Source organism: Streptomyces fagopyri, from assembly GCF_009498275.1.
In the GTDB taxonomy this organism is placed as follows: Bacteria; Actinomycetota; Actinomycetes; order Streptomycetales; family Streptomycetaceae; genus Streptomyces; species Streptomyces fagopyri.
Genome location: NZ_CP045643.1, coordinates 6,861,134 through 6,882,207 on the forward strand (window position 1 = coordinate 6,861,134; position 21,074 = coordinate 6,882,207).

Below are 21,074 nucleotides of genomic sequence, written 5' to 3' on the forward strand. Positions count from 1 at the left end.
CATCGTTCGAAGGCATCGTCTCCGGTGATCACCGGAGGCCATTATGAGAGACGCGTGAGAAGGTCCGGACGGCCCGCTCGGGGTGGGTGTCCCACCGGACAATCGAACATGGCCAACCGGTGAAAATCGGGCACGAACGGGTGCCCGGGCGACGGAAGTTGTCGTAGGGTCACCTGCGTCACAGTGCAGGCGAACGCGCGGAGCGCGGACGGTCGTCCACGGGAGGGGTTCACTCAATGGCGGCGCATTTCGGCAGACTGCGCAAGGGCGCGGCGTCCACCGCCGTGGCCGCGGCAGCGGTGGCGGCTCTGTCCGCTTCCCAGGCACCCGGAGTGGCCACCGAGGACCTCGGCAGACAGGCGAGCGGCGCCCAGCCCTCGGCCGACGCGAGCGCCGGCGCCCTCGGCGGTGAGGGTGGCGCGACCGGCAACTCGCCCTACTACACCGACCTGCCGCCGCTGAAGAGTCCCAATCCGAGCCCGTCGCCGACCATCGGGACGCCCGTCTCGGTGGGCGAGGCCGAGGCCGGCATACCGGCGACGGTGCTCGACGCCTACAAGCGGGCCGAGACCTCGCTGCGCGCGTCCAAGCCGGAGTGCAATCTGCCCTGGCAACTCCTCGCGGCCATCGGGAAGGTCGAGTCCGGGCAGGCGCGCGGCGGCCGGGTCGACGCGAACGGTACGACGTTCTCGCCGATCCTCGGTCCCAAGCTCGACGGCAACGGCTTCGCGCTGATCGCCGACACGGACAACGGCGCGTACGACGGCGACAGCGCGTACGACCGCGCGGTGGGCCCCATGCAGTTCATCCCCTCCACCTGGGCGTGGGCGGGCCGCGACGGCAACGGCGACGGCAAGAAGGACCCCAACAACGTCTACGACGCGGCACTCGCGGCCGGTCACTACCTGTGCCGGTCCGGGCGTGACCTGTCCGTGCAGGCGCAGATGAACGCGGCGATCCTCGGCTACAACAACTCGACGGCCTACCTCGACACGGTGCTGTCGTGGCTGGAGTACTACCGCAAGGGCACCCACGAGGTGCCGGACGGCACGGGCACCCTGCCTTCGCACGGCAGCGGCGACTCCACGGCGAGCCCGGACCCGTCGCCCTCAACGCCGTCGACGCCCGACTCGAAGCCGAGCACCACCAAGCCCGGCGGCGGCGGTTCGACGAGCCCCTCGAACCCCACCACGCCCGATTCCCCCTCGACCTCGCCGCCCGCCACGCCTCCCACGCCCACCGAGACGGTGGACCACCTGGAGGACGCGGGCTCCGGGAAGCTCACCGCGACGGCGGGCCGGACGTTCGCCTCCAAGGTCGCGGTGCGCACCGAGACCAAGGCGGGCAAGGCGGTCGCGAAGGTCCGCGTCCGGTTCCTGATCGTCGGCGACACGGACAGCACCTTCACGGGCGGCGAGAGCGTCGCCACGGTGGTCACCGACAGCAAGGGCACGGCGACCGCGCCGGCGCTCGTGGCGGGCGAGAAGACCGGCGCGTTCACCGTCCGCGCCACCGTCGTGGGCCGCACTCTGAGCGGCCTCGACTACGCGGCGACGGTCACCGCGCGCCAGGCCGACGCCCTGACCCGCACCGGCGACACCGAGCTGACCTGCGTACCGGGCGGCGAGTTCGCCGACCAGGTCCGGCTGAAGGCCACCTACAAGGGTGCCGTCGCGGGGAAGGTCGCGGCCACCGCCACGCTCGTGAAGTCGGCGGACGACGCGACCGAGAACGACAAGGGCCCGTACTTCAAGGACGCGGACGGCAAGACGGTCCGCACCCTCACGGACCTCACGACCGACGCGGACGGCGCGCTCGTGCTCCCCAAGCTGTACGCGGACGACACGGCCGGCACGTTCCTGCTCCGCGTCACCACGACGGGCGGCGCGACGCTGACGGTCGAGCTGAAGGTGGCCCCGGCCGCCACGGACACGCCGTCCGACCCGGCCACGCCGTCCTCCTCGGCCACCCCGTCCGCTTCGGCCACGCCGTAGTCGGGCGCGGCCGCGCAGTCCCCACCGGGACCGCACGGCCACCACGCCCACCACGCCCCCGTGGTCCCCGCCAGGACCACCCGCGGCCCCCGTGCCACCAGGGCGCCCCTCCGCTTCCGGCGGAGGGGCGCCCTCGTCGTGTGCGCGACGTGTTCTCATCTCGGCCCCCCGTTGCTACCGTGCCCGACCTGACGGTGCATCAGCTCCAGGCTTCCGGGAGGCCCCGTATGCGTGCCCTCATCGCCGCCGCGACCGGTCTCGCCGTGGCACTGGCCCTGGTGTTCACCATCACCGCCCTGGGCTCACCGGCCGGCGGGACGTCGCCGAAGCCGCTGCTCACCACCGTCCCCAAGCATCCGTGACCAGCCGGGAGGGCCGTCGAGATGCGCCGCAAGGCCAGCCTGATCCTGCTCGCCCTCGCCGTGTTCTGCGCGGCGCTGTCCCCGCTGCTGCGCTGGTACGTGTTCCCGCGGGTGGCGAAGATCCCCGCGAACCAGTACCAGGACATGGTCCTGGAGGCGAAGGACGCGACCCTGCTCGACTACGCCACCATGAAGGCGAAGAAGGTCCCCGAGGTCACCGTCGTGCAGACCCTCAGGGGCAACGTCGAGGCCTCCGACCGGATCGAGCGGACGGCGGGCCGCGACGTCGTCGTCTGGGACTCCCTCTCCTATGTGCAGGGCCCCGACGGGAAGATGGTCTCCAAGCTCCCCGAGCGCTACATCTTCGACGCCCACACCCAGGAACCCGTCCACGCGACCGGCGAGTCGGTCGACGGCGACCCCGTCCGGCGCGACGGCATCGAGTTCAAGTGGCCCTTCCGGACGGAGAAGCGGGACTACGAGTACTTCGACGCGCAGACCCGCACCTCGGCCCCCATCCACTACGAGGGCACCCGGACCTTCCGCGGCGTCGCGGTCTACTACTTCGAGCAGACGATCCCCTGGACGAAGGTCGCGTTCCCCAAGGTCATGCCCGTCCAGGGGATCACCGCGCGGTCCGTCGCCAAGACCGGTACGACACGCTGGTACACGACCGTCCGCAGGTTCTGGGTCGAACCGGTCACCGGCGCGCCGGTCTACGGCGAGGAGATCCACAAGGAGGAACTGCGCGGCGGCACACTGCTCGGCGGCCGCGCCAAGGTGACCGCCTTCTCCGGGCACGTGAAGATGCGCGAGGACTACATCGAACACACCGTCGCCCTGGTCAAGTCGAACCGCACCCTGGTCCTCGTGATGACCTCCTACCTCCCCTGGGGCCTGCTGCTCCTGGGCGCGGCCCTGCTGTCCCTCTCCCTCTACCTGGAGGCACGCGGCCGGCGCCCGGACGATCCCACGCCCACCCGCGCGGCACGGCCCGAACCGGTCAGCGCCTGAGCCGCGCGTTCGTATGGCGGGTCGGCTCGGCGGACGCCGGGTCCTCGGGCCACGGATGCTTCGGGTAACGGCCGCGCAGTTCGGCCCGCACCGCCCGGTAACCGTCCTTCCAGAAGGAGGCGAGGTCGGCGGTGACCGCCGCGGGCCGCCCGGCGGGCGACAGCAGATGGACGAGGACGGGCACCCCGGCCACGGCGGGTGACTCGTGGAGGCCGAACATCTCCTGCAACTTGACGGCGAGGACGGGCTGTTCGGGATTGCCGTAGTCGACCCGGATCCTGGACCCGCTGGGCACCTCGATCCGCTCGGGCGCGAGCTCGTCCAGCCGGGCGGCCTCACCGGTGGCCCAGGGCAGCAGCCGGGCCAGTGCCTGCCCGGCGTCGATGCGGGCCAGATCGGCCCGCCGCCGCGCGCGGCTCAGTTCCGGCTCCAGCCACTCGTCCACGCGCGCGTGGAGCCCGTCGTCGCCGACGTCGGGCCAGGGAGCGCCGACACGCAGCCGCAGGAAGGCGAGCCGCCGGCGCAGCGCCTCGGCGTCCGGGGACCACCGCAGCAGCCCGAGCCCGTCCGCCCGCAGCCCCTCCAGCAGCGCCTCGCGTACGAGCCCGGGGGCGGCGTTCGTGAGCGGGCGCACCGCCAGCTCCAGCGCGCCGAGCCGCTCGACCCGCCGTGCGACGACATCGCCCTCGGACCAGTGGACCTCCTCGCCGCCGGTGGCGAAGCTCGCGGCGGCGCGCCGGGCCGTCCCCTCGTCCACCACCGCCCCGAGCCGCACGCGCGCGTGCCCGGCGCCGACGGGACGGTCGGCCACGGCGACGGCCAGCCAGGGCGCGTCCCGCAGGGCGGAGCCGTCGCCGACGTCGGCGCGGGTCCCGTTCACCATCAGGTACGAGCCGCCCTGCGCCCGTGCGAGGCGCTCGGGGAACGCGAGGGCGGCGACCAGTCCGGCGACCCGGTCGTCCCCGGGCCCGGCCCGGCCGCCCGCGTCCCCGCCGCCCCCGTGCGCGGCACCCGCGTCCACACCGTGTGCGGACGCGCCGCGGACGGGCGGCGACGGCGGGGCGGACGACAGGCCCTCCGGTATGTCCGACGGCGGGTTCATGCCCGACGGCGGGTTCGCCGGCGCCTTCCCGACGGCGTCCGTGCCGGCCCTGGTGGCCGAACGCAGCCGGCGCGCCTCGGTGCGCCAGCGCGCCGCGTAGGCGTCACCGCCGCGCCGGGCCGCCCGCCAGGCCGCCGCCAGATCGTCCCCGTACTCCCGCGGCGGCTCCTCGCTCAGCAGGGCGACCACCTCGGCCGCCCGGTCCGCGCCGACCTCGGCGGCCGCGTCCAGCAGGGCCCGGGCCAGCCGCGGGTGCAGGCCCAGCCGGGACATGCGGACACCCCGCCGCGTGGCGCGGCCCGCCGGGTCCACGGCACCCACCGCCGTCAGGACGGAGCGCGCCGCCGCCATCGCGCCACCCGGCGGCGGGTCCAGGAGTGCCAGTCCCGCCGCGTCCGGGTCGCCCCAGCAGGCCGCCTGCAGGGCGAACGCCGTGAGGTCGGCCACCTTGATCTCCGGTGCGGGAAAACGCGGGAGGCGGGCGTCCTCCGCCTCGGACCAGCAGCGGTACACCCGTCCCGGCGCCTCACGGCCGGCCCGTCCCGCCCGCTGCCGGCCGGCGGCCTGCGCGGCCCGCACGGTCGTCAGCGCGCTCAGCCCGCGCGCGTGGTCCACCCGGGGTTCGCGCGCGAGCCCCGAGTCCACGACCACCCGCACCCCGGGAACCGTCAGCGACGACTCCGCGACGGAGGTGGCCAGGACCACCCGGCGCCCGGTACCCGGGGCCAGCACCGCGTCCTGCACCGCCGCGGGCGCCCGTCCGTGCACCTGGAGCACGTCGGTCCCGCCGAGGTGCCCGAGCTGTCCGGCGACCCGTGCGATCTCCCCCACGCCGGGCAGGAAGCACAGCACGTCCCCGTCGCACTCGGCCAGCGCCCGCCGCACCACCGCCACCACGTGTGCGAGCAGAGCGGGATCGACCCGCATGCCGTGCGGCGGACGCACGGGCCGTGCCGGAGGCGCCCAGACCACCTCCACCGGATATGAGATCCCCCGCGCCTCGACGACGGGCGCCCCGCCCAGCAGCCGGGCCCAGCCCTCGGCGTCGGTCGTGGCGGACGCGGCCACGAGCCGCAGTTCGGGGCGGAGCGCGGCCCGGACGTCCAGGAGGAAGGCGGCCACCGTGTCGGCGTCCAGATGCCGTTCGTGGCACTCGTCGAGAATCACCACGTCGACGCCCGCGAGCTCCTGGTCCCGCTGCAGCCGTTGCAGGAGCACTCCCGTGGTGACGACCTCCACGCGCGCGCGTGGCCCCACGACACGCTCCCCGCGCACCGTGTAACCCACGCTCGCGCCGACCTGCTCGCCGAGCAGCCACGCCATCCGCCGGGCCGCGGCCCGGGCCGCGATCCGCCGTGGTTCGGCGACCAGCACCCGGCGTGCCGGGCCCCGTCCGACGAGCCCGGCGAGAACCAGTGGCACGAGCGTCGTCTTGCCGGTGCCCGGCGGCGCGCACAGCACCGCCGCACCGTGCTCCTCCAGGGCGTCGCGCAGCGCGGGCACGGCGGAACGGACGGGCAGCCGGTCGAGGGCGTCGGTACGGATCACGCCCCCAGTCTCGTACGAGGTCTCTCACGGGCGTCAAACACGCCTCCTCGCGCGTACGACCGCGCGCGGCGAGGTGGGGAGGCGACGGGGGAGACGGGAGACCCGGACAAGAGGGGCGAGAGGGGCGGGACGGGCGGGGGCGGTCTCAGTCCCGCAGGCACACGAAGATCGCGGTCCCCGGGATCAGGTTCCCGCGCAACGGGGACCAGCCGCCCCACTCCTGGGTGTTCCAGGCGGGCCACTGCGGTTCGACGAGGTCCACGAGCCGGAAGCCCCCGGCCACCACGTCACGCACTCGGTCGCCCACCGTCCTGTGGTGTTCGACGTACAGCGCGCGGCCCTCGTCGTCCTGCTCGACGTAGGGAGTGCGGTCGAAGTAGGAGGCGGAGACCGACAGTCCCTCCGGACCGGGTTCGTCCGGGAAGGCCCAGCGGACCGGATGCGTCACGGAGAAGACGAAGCGGCCGCCGGGACGCAGGACGCGGTGCACGTCGCGCAGCACCCGCACCGGGTCGGCGACGAACGGCAGCGCCCCGTACGCGGAGCACGCGAGGTCGAAGGAGCCGTCCGCGAACGGCAGCGCGCCCGCGTCGGCCTCCACCAGCGGCACCCCGCCGCCGATGCGCAGCGCGTGCTGGAGCTGGCGGTGGGAGAGGTCCAGGGCGACCGGGCGGGCGCCCTGGGCCGCCAGCCAGCGTGAGCACTGGGCCGCGCCGGCTCCGATCTCCAGGACGTCCTTCCCCTTGAGGTCCTCCGGCGGGCCGAGCAGTTCGGCCTCCACCTCGTCGAGACCCTCGGGCCCCCACACGAATCGGTCGTCCCCGAGGAACGTGCCGTGCTCTGTCTGATAGTCGTCCGCGTTCCGGTCCCACCAGCTGCGATTGGCACGGGAACTCTCCGTGACGTCCGCGTCGCGCCGGGTGGCTCCGGGTTCGAACGGTTCGGGCTCTTGGATGATCGGCTCCCTCGTATTAATCTGCGGGCTCGTCCCCTCGACCCGCCCCGGGAGTGTCACGGCAGGGGCCGATGAGGGCCCGCGTGGCCTCTTGGGACAGGTCTTGTGCCGGGATTGCGGCGATCCGCCCCGGGTGTGCGCCTTCGCGCATTGACCCTGCCCGGCTGCCCCCGTATGCTACAAGTTGCGCTGCGGGCCTGCGCTCCTCAGACGTAGCAGGCTGCGCTCGCATCTGTATGTATGTCCCCTCGGTTTTCGAGGCGCCACCGGTGGTGTTCGGTAGAACACGGTCCGGTCCGGCGCTTCCTTGGCTGTCCGGCCTTCTGCAGAGCGAAACGGGCTCCCGGCGTAAGCAGTACCTACGACTCTCTGTCCGTACCGGAGCCCTTTCCCACATGACGAGCAGCACCGAGACCACCTCTACCACGCCGCAGGTAGCGGTCAACGACATCGGTAACGAGGAAGCTTTCCTCGCCGCGATCGACGAGACGATCAAGTACTTCAACGACGGCGACATCGTCGACGGCGTCATCGTGAAGGTCGACCGGGACGAGGTCCTGCTCGACATCGGTTACAAGACCGAAGGTGTCATCCCGAGCCGCGAGCTCTCGATCAAGCACGACGTCGACCCGAACGAGGTCGTCGCCGTCGGTGACGAGATCGAAGCCCTTGTTCTCCAGAAGGAGGACAAGGAAGGCCGCCTGATCCTCTCGAAGAAGCGCGCCCAGTACGAGCGCGCCTGGGGCACCATCGAGAAGATCAAGGAAGAGGACGGCATCGTCACCGGTACCGTCATCGAGGTCGTCAAGGGTGGTCTCATCCTCGACATCGGCCTCCGTGGCTTCCTGCCGGCTTCCCTCGTCGAGATGCGCCGTGTCCGCGACCTCCAGCCCTATGTGGGCAAGGAGCTCGAGGCCAAGATCATCGAGCTGGACAAGAACCGCAACAACGTGGTCCTGTCCCGCCGTGCCTGGCTGGAGCAGACCCAGTCCGAGGTTCGCCAGACGTTCCTCACCACCCTCCAGAAGGGTCAGGTCCGCTCCGGCGTCGTCTCCTCGATCGTCAACTTCGGTGCCTTCGTGGACCTGGGTGGCGTCGACGGTCTGGTGCACGTCTCCGAGCTCTCCTGGAAGCACATCGACCACCCCTCCGAGGTTGTCGAGGTCGGCCAGGAAGTCACCGTCGAGGTCCTCGACGTCGACATGGACCGCGAGCGTGTCTCCCTGTCGCTCAAGGCGACGCAGGAAGACCCGTGGCAGCAGTTCGCCCGGACGCACCAGATCGGTCAGGTCGTCCCGGGTAAGGTCACCAAGCTCGTTCCGTTCGGTGCGTTCGTCCGCGTGGACGAGGGCATCGAGGGTCTGGTCCACATCTCCGAGCTGGCCGAGCGCCACGTGGAGATTCCGGAGCAGGTCGTCCAGGTCAACGACGAGATCTTCGTCAAGGTCATCGACATCGACCTCGAGCGCCGTCGCATCAGCCTCTCGCTGAAGCAGGCCAACGAGGCCTTCGGTGCCGACCCGGCGTCGGTCGACTTCGACCCGACCCTGTACGGCATGGCGGCGTCCTACGACGACCAGGGCAACTACATCTACCCCGAGGGCTTCGACCCCGAGACCAACGACTGGCTCGAGGGCTTCGAGTCCCAGCGTGAGGTGTGGGAGACGCAGTACGCCGAGGCGCAGACGCGCTTCGAGCAGCACCAGGCCCAGGTCATCAAGTCCCGCGAGGCGGACGCTCAGGCCGAGGCCGAGGGTGCCAGCACCTCCAGCGCGGCTCCGGCCGCCTCCGGTGGCGGTTCGTACTCCTCGGAGTCGGACGACACCTCCGGCGCCCTGGCGTCGGACGAGGCCCTGGCTGCCCTCCGCGAGAAGCTCGCCGGCGGCCAGAGCTGAAAGGCTCCCCGCTAGGCAGTAGCTGAAAGAAGTGGGCCCGCACCGATTCGGTGCGGGCCCACTTCCATGGGGGGCCGTTGTTCCCGGTCGGGTCAGGGGGTCACGGTGATGTTGGTGAGCCCCTTGCCGCCCGTCACCGTGTTCGACGCGTACACGGTGGTCCTGCACGAGGCGCTGTAGTTCGTGACGTTGACCGCCAGCTGCTTGTCGCCCGACGCGCCCCGCAGGTCGGAGGTGTTGCCGCGGAACACCGTGCCGCAGCCCCAGCCGGACTGCTGGGTGTGGGTCTCGTAGCCGTCGTTCGTGGTGGCCGTGCCCTTGTTGTTCTCGACGAGGACGCCGTTGCCCTTCACGTCGACCCAGGAGTCGTCGAAGTTGGCACCGGTCAGACCGCTGCCGTCGAAGGTGTTGCCGGTGATGCGCGCACCCGTGGTGCCCTCCTTGATGTCGACGTTCTCGCCGCCCACGTCCGGGCCGATCGTGTTGCCGGTGATCTCGACGCGGTCGCTCTTGTCCGAGGTCCCGCCGGCCGTGCCGACATAGACGCCCTCGCCCATGCCGCGGCCGTCGTTGCCGGTGTCGTAGATCCTCGAGTTCCTGATCACGCCGTCCGTGCTGGAGTTGCGGAAGTGGACGCCCTCCATGTCGAGGCCGTGGACGGTGACCGTGTCGACCACGACGCCCTTCGCCGAGTCGATCATGATGCCCTTCTGGCCGCCGGTGACGGTGATGCCCCGGACCGTCCAGTACGAGGCGCCGTTGAGGTGCAGCCCGTAGCCGCCACCCGCAGTGAGGACGGCCTTCGAGGAGCCGGTGAGGGTGATGCGGGAGCCGGAGCTCGCGGCCGTCGTCGTCTTGAAGTTGCCGGTGTACGTGCCGTCGGCGAGGTGGATGGTGTCGCCGGGCGCGGCGGAGGTGAGCGCCGACTTCAGCTGCGCGGCCGTGGCGACCTCGATGGTCTGGGCCGCGGCCGCGGTGGGCGCTGACGCCAGCACCCCGCCCGTGACCAGGGTCGCGCCGAGCAGGGGGAGGAGAAGCGTGCGTCGGATACGCATGTGGGGGTGACCTTCCCGTCGGTTCGCAAGAAGAGTGTTCCTGTACATGAACTCTGGGCGCCTATATGAACGTAAGGGGGCCTTGGGTCCGCGTCAAGGTCCGTACCTGGCCGGTGTGCGAGGAGGGAGAGGTGGCGGATCCGCGAGCAACCGCGCCGCCCCGGCCGGCTGTTGCCGGGGTCTCCGGGTCACTCGCGAGCGAGAGGGGGGCCGACGGCGTGGCGACACGGGAGCGATCGAGTGCGCCGAGCCGGCGCGCGTTCCCGCGCACCACCGGTCGGACCGGCGGTGCGGGCACGGTGACTCGTCACCGGGGGAGCCCTCGTTCTCGCGCCCGCCGTGCGGGTCGCTCGGCCTGAACAGCCCTCCCGCGCACCGAAGTCGGGCGAGTTCACGCCTACCGGGAGGGGTGCCGCGAAGGTCGTGGTCGTGGACGGGGGCATCGTCGGACCCGCCTCCGCGTCCGGGCTCGGCGTCCCCGTCGCGGTGTTCACGAACACGGACGGGGACACCGAGGCGGCGGCCCGCCGGACCGAGCGCCGCGCTCCACACGCGTGCGCCGGCGTCGTAACGTTCCACGCGACGCCCCACGCGCGCGTGCTGTCCCCGCACCGGCGTGTGGCGTGCGCGCGGCCGGCACCCGCGGTCCCGTCACCGCGGGGCACCCCCGGCCGCTCGTGGCGGACGGGACGAAACGACGAGGCGGCGGTGGAGACGCGGCAGGGACGCGGCGCGCGGGACGGGAATGCCCGCGCTCGGTGCCCTGTTGTCGAGTACGGACACGAGGAGGAGCGGTCACAGTGCTTGATCCGCAGGGTTTGTACGCATGGGAGCCGAAGGGCCTGGCCGTGGTGGACATGGCGCTCGCCCAGGAGTCGGCCGGACTGGTCATGCTCTACCACTTCGACGGATACATCGACGCGGGTGAGACGGGCGACCAGATCGTCGACCGGCTGCTCGACTCGCTGCCCCACCAGGTCGTGGCCCGATTCGACCACGACCGGCTGGTGGACTACCGGGCGCGCCGCCCGCTGCTGACGTTCAAGCACGACCGGTGGACCGACTACGACGAGCCCGCGCTCGACGTGCGGCTCGTCCAGGACGCGACAGGCGCGCCGTTCCTGTTGCTGTCCGGCCCCGAGCCGGACGTCGAGTGGGAGCGCTTCGCCGCCGCCGTCCAGCAGATCGTGGAGCGGCTCGGCGTCCGGCTCGCGGTGAACTTCCACGGCATCCCCATGGGCGTTCCGCACACCCGTCCCGTGGGCCTCACCCCGCACGGCAACCGCACCGACCTGGTGCCCGGTCACCGCAGCCCCTTCGACGAGGCGCAGGTGCCGGGCAGCGCCGAGGCCCTCGTCGAGTACCGCCTCATGGAGGCCGGGCACGACGTGCTGGGCGTCGCCGCGCACGTTCCGCACTACATCGCCCGTTCCCCGTACCCGGACGCCGCGCTGACGGTCCTGGAGGCCATCACGGGCGCGACGGGACTGGTGCTCCCCGGCATCGCGCACTCGCTGCGCAACGAGGCGCACCGCACCCAGACGGAGATCGACCGGCAGGTCCAGGAGGGCGACGAGGAACTCGTCTCCCTCGTCCAGGGACTTGAGCACCAGTACGACGCCGCGGCGGGCTCGGAGACGCGGGGCAACATGCTCGCGGAGCCGGTGGAGATTCCGTCGGCGGACGAGATCGGGCTGGAGTTCGAGCGATTCCTCGCGGAGCGCGAAGGCGACTCGTAGGCCGTGTCCGGCCCCTCGCACCGGATCGCCGGGCCGCGCCCGCCCGGTGGGAAGGGCCCGACACGGCCCGGCGCCACGTCGGACACGGCCGTGGGCCACGTCCGGCACGGTCGGGGCCCACGGCCCGCGCCACGTCCGACACGCTGAGCGCGACGGCCCGGCGTCAGGGCCGACACGGCCGGGGGACCGTGCCCGGTCGGCCGCGGCGCCGTCGCGGGCCGGGCGCCGCTTCGACGGATGGGGGCCGCGCCGGTGTCCGCCTGGGGCAGGCCCTAGTCTTTCCGGCATGTTGAAGGTGGGCCTGACCGGCGGTATCGGCGCCGGCAAGAGCGAGGTGTCGCGGCTCCTCGTCGAGCACGGCGCGGTCCTGGTCGACGCGGACCGTATCGCGCGGGAGGTCGTCGAACCCGGAACTCCCGGGCTCGCGGCCGTGGTCGAGGCCTTCGGCACGGAGGTGCTCGCACCGGACGGCGGCCTGGACCGCCCCGGACTGGGCTCGATCGTCTTCGCCGACCCCGGGAGACTCGCGGTCCTGAACTCGATCGTGCACCCTCTGGTGGGGGCCCGATCCCGCGCCCTGGAGAGCGCCGCCCCGCCCGACGCCGTGGTGGTCCACGACGTGCCCCTCCTCGCCGAGAACGCCCTCGGAGGGCTGTACGACCTCGTGATCGTCGTGGACGCCGCTCCCGGGACCCAGCTCGACCGGCTGGTGCGGCTGCGCGGCATGACCGAGGAGGACGCCCGCGCCCGCATGGCCGCCCAGGCCACCCGCGAGCAGCGTCTCGCGATCGCCGATGTCGTCATCGACAACGACGTACCCCTGGAGCAGCTGAAGCGGCGCGTGGGGGAGGTATGGGCGGATCTCGTGCGCCGGGCGCACGCTCGCGAGGAATAGCGGCCCTCGTCCGGGGCGTTGAACCCGTGAAGTGAGGGAAGGACTGAGCCGTGCCCGAGACCAGCGGACCGACCGGACGTACTCCGGAGACGCATGTCATCGACTTCCGTGCCGCCGAGCAGCTGCTTGCCGCGCGTGACCCGCGGGGCGCGGTGAAGCTGCTCGACCCGGTGATCGCCGCGCATCCGGAGAACACCGCGGCCCGGCTGCTGCGCGCGCGTGCCTTCTTCGCCGCCGCGCAACTGCGGCCCGCCGAGCTGGAGTTCACCATCGTGCTGGAGCGCGAGCCGGACAACGCGTTCGCGCATTTCGCGCTCGCCCGCACCTATGAGCGCCAGCTCCGCCCCGAGCAGGCCAAGCGGCACTTCAGACTGGCGGCGGCACTCGATCCGAAACCGCAGTACCTGGAAGCCGCGCGTTTCGACTCCTAGGCCGCCGCGACCGCGAGCCACGCGCTCCCGGGACCGGTCCGGGGTGGCCGGGACGCGGCACCCTGAGATCCGCCGGTACGCGGGGATCCCGCGATCCGTCGGCCCTCGCGAACCCCTGCACCGGACCCACGGGTGGCGACCTGAGGCCCACGGCAGCCCGCCGGGGCTCAGGGGGCGCCGGGGCCCGTACGGATGGCCGCCGTGGCCATGGACGGCGGACAGGGCGTCCGCAGGGGCCTAGGGATGGTGCTCCGGCGGCCGGTACGGCGGGATGTCACGGCTGGGCTGGTAGTGCGGGCCCTGGTGGATGTGCCACAGGATCATGGTCATGTCCACGGTGGCCACCAGCCACAGCACGCCGCAGGCGGCGGCCCACCCGGGCCGTCCGGCCAGCGCGAACGCGGCCGTCCCGAAGACCGCCCACGCCAGGCCCCAGGCACTCAGCCAGAAGCGCATCCGCAGAGCACTGCGCGCTGTCGTCGGTTCACTGCCTGTACGCATCGGGATCACCGTTCCCGGACCGCCGTTCCTACTCGAAAACGTACTCTCGTCGTGCACGTTCACCAAAGGGACGAAGGCCGGACCGACGGGGGAGGCGACAGTGCTGCTGGAGGCGCTGCGGGCGGACGCGAGGCTCGCCGAGTGGCTGCGGGACCTGGAGGGCGAGGGCGCGCCCCGGGCGGAGGCGGTGCTTCCCGACGCGGACGAGCTGGCGGACATCCTGCTCGACCTGTCCGTGGCCCACGAACACGTCAACGAGTTCGTCGCACTGCGCTCCCGGCTCGCCGCGGACCCGGAGGCGATGACGCTGCTCACGCGGTGCGTCGCCCGGTTCGTACGGGACATGGGGGAGATCGGCAGGGGATGGGAACCGCCCGCGTTCCCCGCCTCGACGGGACCCCTCGGGCGCTGCTTCCACCTTTACGTCTTCGTCGCGGCGCTCCCGTACGTCCGTGCCTACCACCACGCTCGCGGTATCCCCGACGACGTGTCCCGGCGCACCCTCGCCGACCTCGGGCGGCATGTGGCGGTCCATCGCAGACGGCTCGGCACGGCGGGTCTGCTCTTCCCCTGGTGGATCGCCCTGCACTTCCACGGCGAGCTGTTCCAGCTGGGGCGGCTGCAGTTCCAGCGGGCCCGGCTCGGCCGGCGCACCGGCCGTGCGGTCGCGGCGGCGGGCCTCGGCTCAGGACCGGGCGATCCCTGTCTGAGCGTGCACATAGCCGACTTCCGCGGGCCGCTGTCGCCCGCCGCCTGTGAGCGGTCGCTCGCCCTGGCGCGGGAGTTCTTCGCCCGGCACTACCCCGACGAGCGCTACGAGGTGGCGGAGTGCCACTCCTGGCTGCTGGATCCGCAGCTCGGGCGGTATCTGCCGGCGGACTCGAACATCATGCGCTTCCAGGAACGTTTCCGCGTCGCCTACCAGGAGACGACCCCGGACGACGGGGTGCCGGTCGGGTTCGTCTTCGGCGACCCCGAGCTGCCGACCCGTGACCTGCCGAGGCGGAGTGCCGTGGAGCGGGCGGTGGGGGACCATCTGCGGGACGGCGGGCACTGGTACGTCGGACACGGCTGGTTCGCGCTGTAGAACCGCCCCGGGTGCTGGCGATGAGTTCCCGATGCCCGTCCGGTCTATCCCTGCGACAGCACCTCGTACCGCTTCGCACAGGAGACCCCATGTCCGAGACCACCGTCCCCGCCACCCCGGCCACCGCGTCGCGCTCCCGCACCCCGCGCGGCCGGGCTCCGCGGATCGCGCTGAGCGCCCTGCAGATCGTCCTCGGTCTCTTCTACGCGTTCGCGAGCGCCCTGCCCAAGCTCATCGCGCACCCGTCGGCGGCCGAGTCCTTCGACAAGCTCGGCTGGGGCAGCGCGGGCATGTACATCATCGGCACGCTCGAACTCGCCGGTGGCGTGGCCCTGTTGATCCCGCTGCTGTCCTCGGTGGCGGCGGTGGCGCTCAGCGCGCTGATGGTCGGCGCCTTCATCGTCAACGTCACGGTGGTGCACGGACCGTACGTGGCGACCCCGCTCGTCCTGATCCTGCCGCTCGCGCTGATCGCGTGGGCACGCAGGAGTCACAATGCCGAGCTGGTCCGGCTGGTACGACGCCGGGCGTGAGCGCTGTACGGGGTCGAGGGGCTCTCCGGCGGTGACGGAGAGCCCCTCTACCGCGTCGGGGACGGGGGCCGGTCACGAGCGCGACCGGTGACCGGTGATCGGTGACCGGTCACGGGTGACCGGGACGGCCGTCGCGGAGCCGCCGGGCCAAGGCCTCCGGAGGCCCGGTCCGCAGGGTCTCGGGGGCCAGGTCTCCGGGGCCGGGGACCCGTGACGGCCTGGTGCCGACCCGTGACGGCCTGGTGCCGACCCGTGCCGGTCTGCCGCCGACCCGTGACGGCGTGGTGTCAGGGGGCCTCGGGACCACCGAGGCCCCGGAGGCGCTCCAGCTCGCGACGGTCGCGCTTGGTCGGGCGCCCCGCGCCCCGGTCGCGGACCCCGGCCGGGGCGACGGCCTCGCGCGGCGGGGGCGGCGGGCTGTTGTCCACGTAGCACTCGGCCGCGACGGGCGGCCTGACCCGCTTGCGGATCACCCGCTTCACCACGACGATCCGCTCCCGGCCCCCGTGCCGCAGGCGGACCTCGTCGCCCACGCGCACCGCGTACGCGGGTTTGACGCGCTCGCCGTTCACCCGGACATGACCGCCCCTGCACGCGGTCGCGCCCGTCGAGCGGGTCTTGACCAGACGTACGGACCAGATCCAGCTGTCGACGCGCACGCTCTCGCCGCCCGCCGGGCGCGCGGCGACGGCGGCAGCCACCGTGTCGCCGGCAGCCACCGTGTCGCCGGAAGCCGTTGTCCCGTCGTCCGCGCTCTTCTTCTCGTCGTCCCGTTCGACGTCCGCACCCTCAGAAGCCATGCCCCGACTCTAGAAGACGTCGCCGGGCCGGGCCGCATTTCCGTCACGCCGACCCACGCGGGGCGGCGGCCGGTGGGGCCTCCCGGTCGCACGGTGGGGTCCCGGTCGTACGGTGGGGGTCATGGACAGAGGCCCGATGGACAGCGGCGATCTCACGGGTTCCGCAGATCGAACAGGCGGCACGGGTCGCACGGGCATCAGGGGTCCGGCGGGTCCCGCGGGCCCGCCCGATCCCGCCGCCGCGGCGGACGTGGCGGACCTGGCGGAACTGGACGGACGCATCGCGGGGTGCCGGGCCTGTCCGCGGCTGGTGGAGTGGCGCGAGGAAGTGGCCCGCACCCGACGTGCCGCCTTCGCCGACCAGACGTACTGGGGCCGCCCGGTCCCGGGCTTCGGCCCGGCCGACGCGTCGCTGCTGATCGTCGGTCTCGCGCCGGCCGCGCACGGCGCCAACCGCACCGGCCGCATGTTCACGGGGGACCGCTCGGGAGACGTGCTCTACGCGGCGCTGCACGAGGTGGGACTGGCCTCGCGGGAAACGGCCGTCAGCGCGGACGACGGGCTGACCCTGCGCGGCGTACGGATCACCTCGCCCGTGCGCTGCGCCCCGCCCGCCAACAAGCCCACCCCCGAGGAGCGCGACACCTGCCGGCCCTGGCTGGTGCGCGAACTGGAACTGCTGCGGCCCTCCCTCCGCGCGGTCGTCGTTCTCGGCGCCTTCGGCTGGCAGGCCGCGCTGCCCGCCTTCGCCCGGGCGGGCTGGGAGGTGCCGCGGCCCCGCCCGGCGTTCGCGCACGGAGCCCGGGTCACCCTCACGTCGCCCACGCCGCTCGACGTCTTCGGCTGCTTCCACGTCAGCCAGCGGAACACGTTCACGGGACGGCTGACCCCCGCCATGCTGCGGGAGGTGCTGCGCACGGCGGCCTCGGCGGCGGGGCTGACGACGCGGCCGCAGGGCGGCTAGCCTCCTCCGATGGGCCTGTATCCGGAGATCGAACCGTACGACCACGGAATGCTCGACGTCGGGGACGGCAACCGCGTCCACTGGGAGGTCTGCGGAAACCCGGACGGGAAGCCTGCGCTCATGCTGCACGGCGGCCCGGGCTCCGGCTGCGGCCCCTCGTTCCGGCGCTATTGCGACCCCGCCAAGTACCGGATCGTGCTGCTCGACCAGCGCGGCTGCGGACGCTCCACCCCGCACGCGAGCGCCCACGGCACCGACATGAGCGTCAACACGACCGCACACGTGATCGGGGACCTGGAACTGCTGCGACGCCGTCTGGGCATCGAACGCTGGCTGGTGTGGGGGGTGTCCTGGGGCTCGGTGCTCGGACTGCGTTACGCGCAGACGTGTCCGGACGTCGTCTCCGAGCTGGTGCTGACCGCGGTGGCCACCGGCTCGAACCCCGAAGTGGCCCTGCTGACCCGGGGCCTCGGCACGATCTTCCCCGAGGCCTTCGAGCGGTTCCTCGCCGAACTGCCCGAGGGCGAGCGCCGGGGGAATCTCGCGGCCGCCTACAGCCGGCTGCTCGAATCGCCGGACGCCGAGGTGCGGGCACGGGCGGCGCGCGCCTGGACCGACTGGGAGACGGCGATCGCGCCGGCGCCGCCGCGATCCGTGCCACGGTACGAGGACGCGGAGTTCCGTATGGGGTTCGCGCGCACCGTCACGCACTACTTCGGCAGTGACCACTTCCTGGGGGAGGGGAACGACGAGGGCGTGGTGCTCCGGGACGCTCCTCTGCTGAAGGGGATCCCCGGCACGCTCGTCCAGGGCAGTCTCGACTTCGGGAACCTGCTGGGCGTCGTCTGGCGGCTCCACCGGGCCTGGCCCGACAGCGAGTTGGTCGTCGTGGACGACGTGGGGCACACCATGGGAGCGACCGGGGTGGTGGACGCGCTGGTGGCGGCGACGGACAGGTACGCCCTCCGCTGACCGGCTTCCCCCCTCGCCCAGGTTCCCTCGTTCACCGCGCACCCTGCGCCGGCCGTGCTTCCGTCGCGCGCCCCCGGCCCTCCGGTACCTGGGCGAGAGGGGGGCGCGGGCGCGTTCCGTGAGAGGCCTCCGCGTGACGTGTTCAGGGCGTGTCCGCCGGCGGGGGGAGGCGTACCTCGGCCCACACCGTTTTTCCGGGTGCGGCGGGGCGCGGGGCGAGTCCCCAGTCGTGGGCGAGGGCGTCGACGAGGAGCAGGCCGCGGCCGGACTCGCCGTCCGGCGCCTGTGGTCCCGGGACGGGGAGCCTCTCGGTAAGGGTGTCGGTGACCTCGATCCGTAGGGCGCCCCCGGTCCCGGTGAGGCTGAGGTGGAAGTCGCGGCCGGGGACGTGGCCGTGCCGGACCGCGTTCGCGGTGAGTTCCGCCGCGATGAGGGTGACGGTCTCGTTGGCGGGCGAGGTGTACGGGTGGCCCCATTCGTTCAGGCGGTGGGAGACGAGACGGCGGGCGAGCCGTGCGCCGCGTGGGGTCGACGTGAACCGCATGGCGAACTCACGTGCGGGCGCGAGGCGTTGCGGCATATGCCCTTGTGGGGGAGTCACGGGCTTCATGGGGGTAACGGTCGCGGCGTGTGCGTAGCGTTGAACAGGCATGACGCGCTGACCGCCGTCCGTTGTACGTGGCCGGCGGTGCGGTTGTACGCGGAGTGAGGCGTGACCGGCCGCCCGCGCGCCCCGTTGATTGCGGGAACGGATGCGGGTTCGGGGTGCCGGTGGTGCGTACGTACGGAGGTGTCGCGCGTGGAGGAGCAGCGGGCGGAGGGCGAGTACGAGTCCGGTGCGGGGATCCTGCACGTGTTCGGGCGTCAGCTGAAGCTGTTCCGGGAGCGGGCCGGGGTGGATCGGGCGGAGTTGGGGGCGCGGACGGGGTACTCGGCGTCGACGATCGCCTCGTTCGAGCAGGGGAGGCGGATCCCTCCGCCCAGGTTCATCGACAGCGCCGATGAAGTGTTGGGTGCGAGTGGGGTGTTGAGGGCGGGGAAGGAGGAGGTGGCTCGGGCGCAGTATCCGGCGTTCTTCAGGGATGCGGCCAGGTTGGAGACCGAGGCGGTTGAGCTGCATGTGTACGCGAATCAGGCGGTACCTGGTCTCATGCAGACGGAGGAATACGCGCGCTCGGTGTTCGCGAACTGGCGGCCACTGCTGGATGAGGAGACTGTCGAACAGAGGGTCACCGCACGCCTGGCCCGGCAGCACATTTTCTGCCGCTCGCCGCTGCCCACTCTCAGCTTCGTCATCGAGGAGTCGGTACTGCTTCGCCCGCTGGGTGGACGGGGCGTGATGCGTGGGCAACTTGAGCAGATCCTGCTCCACGGACAGAGGCGTAACGTGGAAATCCAGGTGATGCCGACCGAGCGAGAAGAGCACTCCGGACTGGCCGGCCCGTTCACCTTGATCGAGACGAAGGAAGGGCGGAGGATCGCCTACGTGGAGGCGCAACAAGACAGCCGCCTCTACACCGAGCGGAAGCCGGTCCGGGAGATCGAGGAGCAGTACGGCATCCTCCGGGCACAGGCGCTCACTCCGCGTGAATCGCTGGTCCTCATTGTGAAGTTGCTGGGAGAGACATGAGCGTCGAAGAGTCTGTGAGCGCCACCCCCGAGTCGGCCTGGTTCGTGAGCAGTTACAGCAGCGGGGCGGGCGGCGAGTGCGTCGAGGTCGCCTCCCGGCCGGGAGTCACGCACGTTCGTGACTCGAAGGACAAGACGGGACCCGTGGTGAGCCTCACGCCGGTCGCCTGGACCGAGTTCGTCGGCTTCGTGGCCCGGCGCATTCCGTAGGGGCCCGTGACCCGGGTCCGGGAAGCCGGCGCCGAATAACCCTTCGAAAAGGTCCCGTTGTCACTGCTAACGTCACCGACGTGGCGAAACTCAATCAGATCATCGCAGTGGAGAAGGGCGTCAAGTCCAAGTCCCATCAGGACCTGACGGCAGCCCATCACGGGCTGCAGAAGCCCGCGTTGCTGGCCGGTATCTCGCGGACCTATCAGCCGAAGGACGAAGAGGGCGAGCAGTTGCCGCCCGAGTCCACCCGGGTGCAGGTGCAGGCGGAGGACGTGCTGCGGGACACCGCGGGGACGCTCACGCGGCTGTTCGATGTGACCGCCACCAAGGACTGGGCCAACTGCGCGGCCCGCGCGGACGTGAAGGTGGACGGGCGGGTGCTCGTCGCCGATGTGCCCGTCTCCTACCTGCTGTTCCTCGAGAAGCAGCTCACCGACATCAACACCTTCGTCAGGAAGCTGCCGGTTCTCGACGCCTCCGAGTCCTGGGTGCAGGACCCCTCCACCGACGCGTGGAAGACCGAGCCCGTCCGCACCCTGCGGACGAAGAAGGTCCCGCGCAACCACGTGAAGGCCGAGGCCACCGAGAAGCACCCCGCGCAGGTCGAGGTGTACTACGAGGACATTCCCGTCGGCTACTGGACGACCGTGAAGTTCTCCGGCGCCCTGCCCGCCCGGCGCGTGAACGAACTCCTCGACCGCGTCGAGAAGTTGCAGCAGGCCGTCAAGTTCGCCCGTGAGGAGGCGAACGGCGTGGACGTCGTCGACCAGCGCGTCGGTGACTCCGTTTTCGGCTACCTGTTCGGGTAGCCTCATGATCTCCCCGGCCACGACGCACCACGGCCGGGGCGCGCGAGGAGCGCAAGCTGAAACTGAGGCTTGTCGTGAAAGGCACGGTTCCAGTGGAGGTTCGATCCCTCCCCGCGGCACCCAACGGCACCCCCACAGTGCCCACGCGCCGCGGTAGCCCAATTGGCAGAGGCAGACCGTGATCAATCTCAGACTCTTGCTCCAGACTCAGCATTCGCCGCCGATCGCCGGATCGACCGGGCCCAGGCCCCAGTACGTCGAGATGCTGGTTCAAGTCCAGCCCGCGCAGCTCGATGCGTGGTGGTCCAAAGGCAGGACGCGGCGACATAACGACTGACCTGGGTCCTCAAGCGTGCCGGCGTGTGAATTGGGTGGCATCACAGGGTCCGGGGGCCGGCTACGCCCTCGGACCCGCTTCCCGTTCCCGGATACGCTTCCCGTTCCCGTTCCGCATCCGTTTTCCGTGGGCGCGAACGGAGTTGCGTTCATAAAGAACGCGGATCTCCCGAAAAGCGTCACCTCGTCGAAACGCCCGCGGCCCTTTCCGTCCGGGCAGGCGAACTACCCTGGTCCTGA

20 protein-coding genes are annotated in these 21,074 nt (G+C 72.0%); 14 read left to right on the forward strand and 6 right to left on the reverse strand.

All coding sequences use genetic code 11. The features are described from left to right. Positions 1 to 236 precede the first annotated feature (236 nt). The 3 genes from GFH48_RS29605 (at position 237) to GFH48_RS29615 (ending at position 3,370) form a co-directional block, all read left to right on the forward strand. Positions 237 to 1,994: a lytic transglycosylase domain-containing protein gene (locus GFH48_RS29605; protein ID WP_153291158.1), complete on the forward strand. Its 1,758-nt coding sequence runs from the start codon at positions 237 to 239 to the stop codon at positions 1,992 to 1,994. A gap of 227 nt (positions 1,995 to 2,221) precedes the next feature. Beyond that, positions 2,222 to 2,356: an SPW_0924 family protein gene (locus GFH48_RS29610; RefSeq protein ID WP_153291159.1), complete on the forward strand. Its 135-nt coding sequence runs from the start codon at positions 2,222 to 2,224 to the stop codon at positions 2,354 to 2,356. A 21-nt stretch (positions 2,357 to 2,377) separates the two neighbouring features. Further along, positions 2,378 to 3,370, forward strand: coding sequence for a DUF3068 domain-containing protein (locus GFH48_RS29615; protein ID WP_153291160.1), 993 nt, complete (start codon positions 2,378 to 2,380; stop codon positions 3,368 to 3,370). Here the strand turns inward: GFH48_RS29615 and GFH48_RS29620 are convergent. Continuing rightward, positions 3,360 to 6,020 (reverse strand): ATP-dependent RNA helicase, encoded by a 2,661-nt coding sequence (locus GFH48_RS29620; RefSeq protein WP_153291161.1) that lies wholly within the window; start codon positions 6,018 to 6,020, stop codon positions 3,360 to 3,362. The two genes, GFH48_RS29615 and GFH48_RS29620, sit on opposite strands and share 11 nt — an antisense overlap. 145 nt (positions 6,021 to 6,165) lie before the next feature. Then, the gene (locus GFH48_RS29625) at positions 6,166 to 7,035 is read right to left on the reverse strand and encodes a class I SAM-dependent methyltransferase (protein ID WP_153291162.1); all 870 of its coding nucleotides are present in this window, start codon (positions 7,033 to 7,035) and stop codon (positions 6,166 to 6,168) included. A gap of 335 nt (positions 7,036 to 7,370) precedes the next feature. Between GFH48_RS29625 and rpsA the strand changes: the two genes are divergently transcribed. Beyond that, positions 7,371 to 8,870 (forward strand): 30S ribosomal protein S1, encoded by a 1,500-nt coding sequence (gene rpsA, locus GFH48_RS29630; protein ID WP_153291163.1) that lies wholly within the window; start codon positions 7,371 to 7,373, stop codon positions 8,868 to 8,870. Positions 8,871 to 8,962: 92 nt separating this feature from the next. Here the strand turns inward: rpsA and GFH48_RS29635 are convergent, their stop codons facing one another. Next, complete coding sequence (locus GFH48_RS29635) at positions 8,963 to 9,925, reverse strand: right-handed parallel beta-helix repeat-containing protein (protein ID WP_153291164.1); 963 nt, start codon at positions 9,923 to 9,925, stop codon at positions 8,963 to 8,965. 800 nt (positions 9,926 to 10,725) lie between these two features. On the opposite strand from GFH48_RS29635, the gene GFH48_RS29640 reads away from it, so the two are divergent. From GFH48_RS29640 to GFH48_RS29650, 3 genes are all read left to right on the forward strand, one after another. Then, positions 10,726 to 11,664, forward strand: coding sequence for a PAC2 family protein (locus GFH48_RS29640; protein ID WP_153291165.1), 939 nt, complete (start codon positions 10,726 to 10,728; stop codon positions 11,662 to 11,664). Between the two features lie 286 nt (positions 11,665 to 11,950). Further along, a complete protein-coding gene (coaE, locus tag GFH48_RS29645; protein WP_153291166.1) occupies positions 11,951 to 12,559 on the forward strand; it encodes a dephospho-CoA kinase in 609 nt (202 codons plus the stop codon). 50 nt (positions 12,560 to 12,609) lie between these two features. After that, positions 12,610 to 12,990, forward strand: a complete 381-nt coding sequence (locus GFH48_RS29650; RefSeq protein ID WP_153291167.1) for a tetratricopeptide repeat protein — start codon at positions 12,610 to 12,612, stop codon at positions 12,988 to 12,990. 237 nt (positions 12,991 to 13,227) lie between these two features. Here GFH48_RS29650 and GFH48_RS29655 read toward each other — a convergent pair whose 3' ends face one another. Continuing rightward, positions 13,228 to 13,491: a DUF6343 family protein gene (locus GFH48_RS29655; RefSeq protein WP_153291168.1), complete on the reverse strand. Its 264-nt coding sequence runs from the start codon at positions 13,489 to 13,491 to the stop codon at positions 13,228 to 13,230. A gap of 100 nt (positions 13,492 to 13,591) precedes the next feature. Here GFH48_RS29655 and GFH48_RS29660 point away from each other — a divergent pair, with 100 nt between their 5' ends. Both GFH48_RS29660 and GFH48_RS29665 read left to right on the forward strand, forming a co-directional pair. Next, positions 13,592 to 14,578: an acyltransferase domain-containing protein gene (locus tag GFH48_RS29660; protein WP_153291169.1), complete on the forward strand. Its 987-nt coding sequence runs from the start codon at positions 13,592 to 13,594 to the stop codon at positions 14,576 to 14,578. 89 nt (positions 14,579 to 14,667) lie between these two features. Next, a complete protein-coding gene (locus GFH48_RS29665) occupies positions 14,668 to 15,111 on the forward strand; it encodes a DoxX family protein (protein ID WP_153291170.1) in 444 nt (147 codons plus the stop codon). Positions 15,112 to 15,398: 287 nt separating this feature from the next. Here GFH48_RS29665 and GFH48_RS29670 read toward each other — a convergent pair whose 3' ends face one another. Continuing rightward, a complete protein-coding gene (locus tag GFH48_RS29670; protein WP_153291171.1) occupies positions 15,399 to 15,911 on the reverse strand; it encodes an RNA-binding S4 domain-containing protein in 513 nt (170 codons plus the stop codon). 121 nt (positions 15,912 to 16,032) lie between these two features. Between GFH48_RS29670 and GFH48_RS29675 the strand changes: the two genes are divergently transcribed. Both GFH48_RS29675 and pip read left to right on the forward strand, forming a co-directional pair. Continuing rightward, complete coding sequence (locus GFH48_RS29675; RefSeq protein WP_228121022.1) at positions 16,033 to 16,875, forward strand: uracil-DNA glycosylase; 843 nt, start codon at positions 16,033 to 16,035, stop codon at positions 16,873 to 16,875. Between the two features lie 9 nt (positions 16,876 to 16,884). Continuing rightward, the gene (gene pip / locus GFH48_RS29680; protein ID WP_153291172.1) at positions 16,885 to 17,847 is read left to right on the forward strand and encodes a prolyl aminopeptidase; all 963 of its coding nucleotides are present in this window, start codon (positions 16,885 to 16,887) and stop codon (positions 17,845 to 17,847) included. A 142-nt stretch (positions 17,848 to 17,989) separates the two neighbouring features. Here pip and GFH48_RS29685 read toward each other — a convergent pair whose 3' ends face one another. Beyond that, positions 17,990 to 18,457, reverse strand: a complete 468-nt coding sequence (locus tag GFH48_RS29685) for an ATP-binding protein (protein ID WP_322747008.1) — start codon at positions 18,455 to 18,457, stop codon at positions 17,990 to 17,992. A 189-nt stretch (positions 18,458 to 18,646) separates the two neighbouring features. Between GFH48_RS29685 and GFH48_RS29690 the strand changes: the two genes are divergently transcribed. The 3 genes from GFH48_RS29690 (at position 18,647) to GFH48_RS29700 (ending at position 20,498) form a co-directional block, all read left to right on the forward strand. Next, positions 18,647 to 19,477 (forward strand): helix-turn-helix domain-containing protein, encoded by an 831-nt coding sequence (locus tag GFH48_RS29690; RefSeq protein WP_153291173.1) that lies wholly within the window; start codon positions 18,647 to 18,649, stop codon positions 19,475 to 19,477. Next, entirely contained in the window at positions 19,474 to 19,686 is a 213-nt protein-coding gene (locus GFH48_RS29695) for a DUF397 domain-containing protein (RefSeq protein ID WP_153291174.1), read from the forward strand. Before GFH48_RS29690 ends, GFH48_RS29695 begins: the two co-directional genes overlap by 4 nt. 80 nt (positions 19,687 to 19,766) lie before the next feature. After that, positions 19,767 to 20,498 (forward strand): DUF7873 family protein, encoded by a 732-nt coding sequence (locus GFH48_RS29700; RefSeq protein ID WP_153291175.1) that lies wholly within the window; start codon positions 19,767 to 19,769, stop codon positions 20,496 to 20,498. The last annotated feature ends 576 nt before the right edge of the window (positions 20,499 to 21,074 follow it).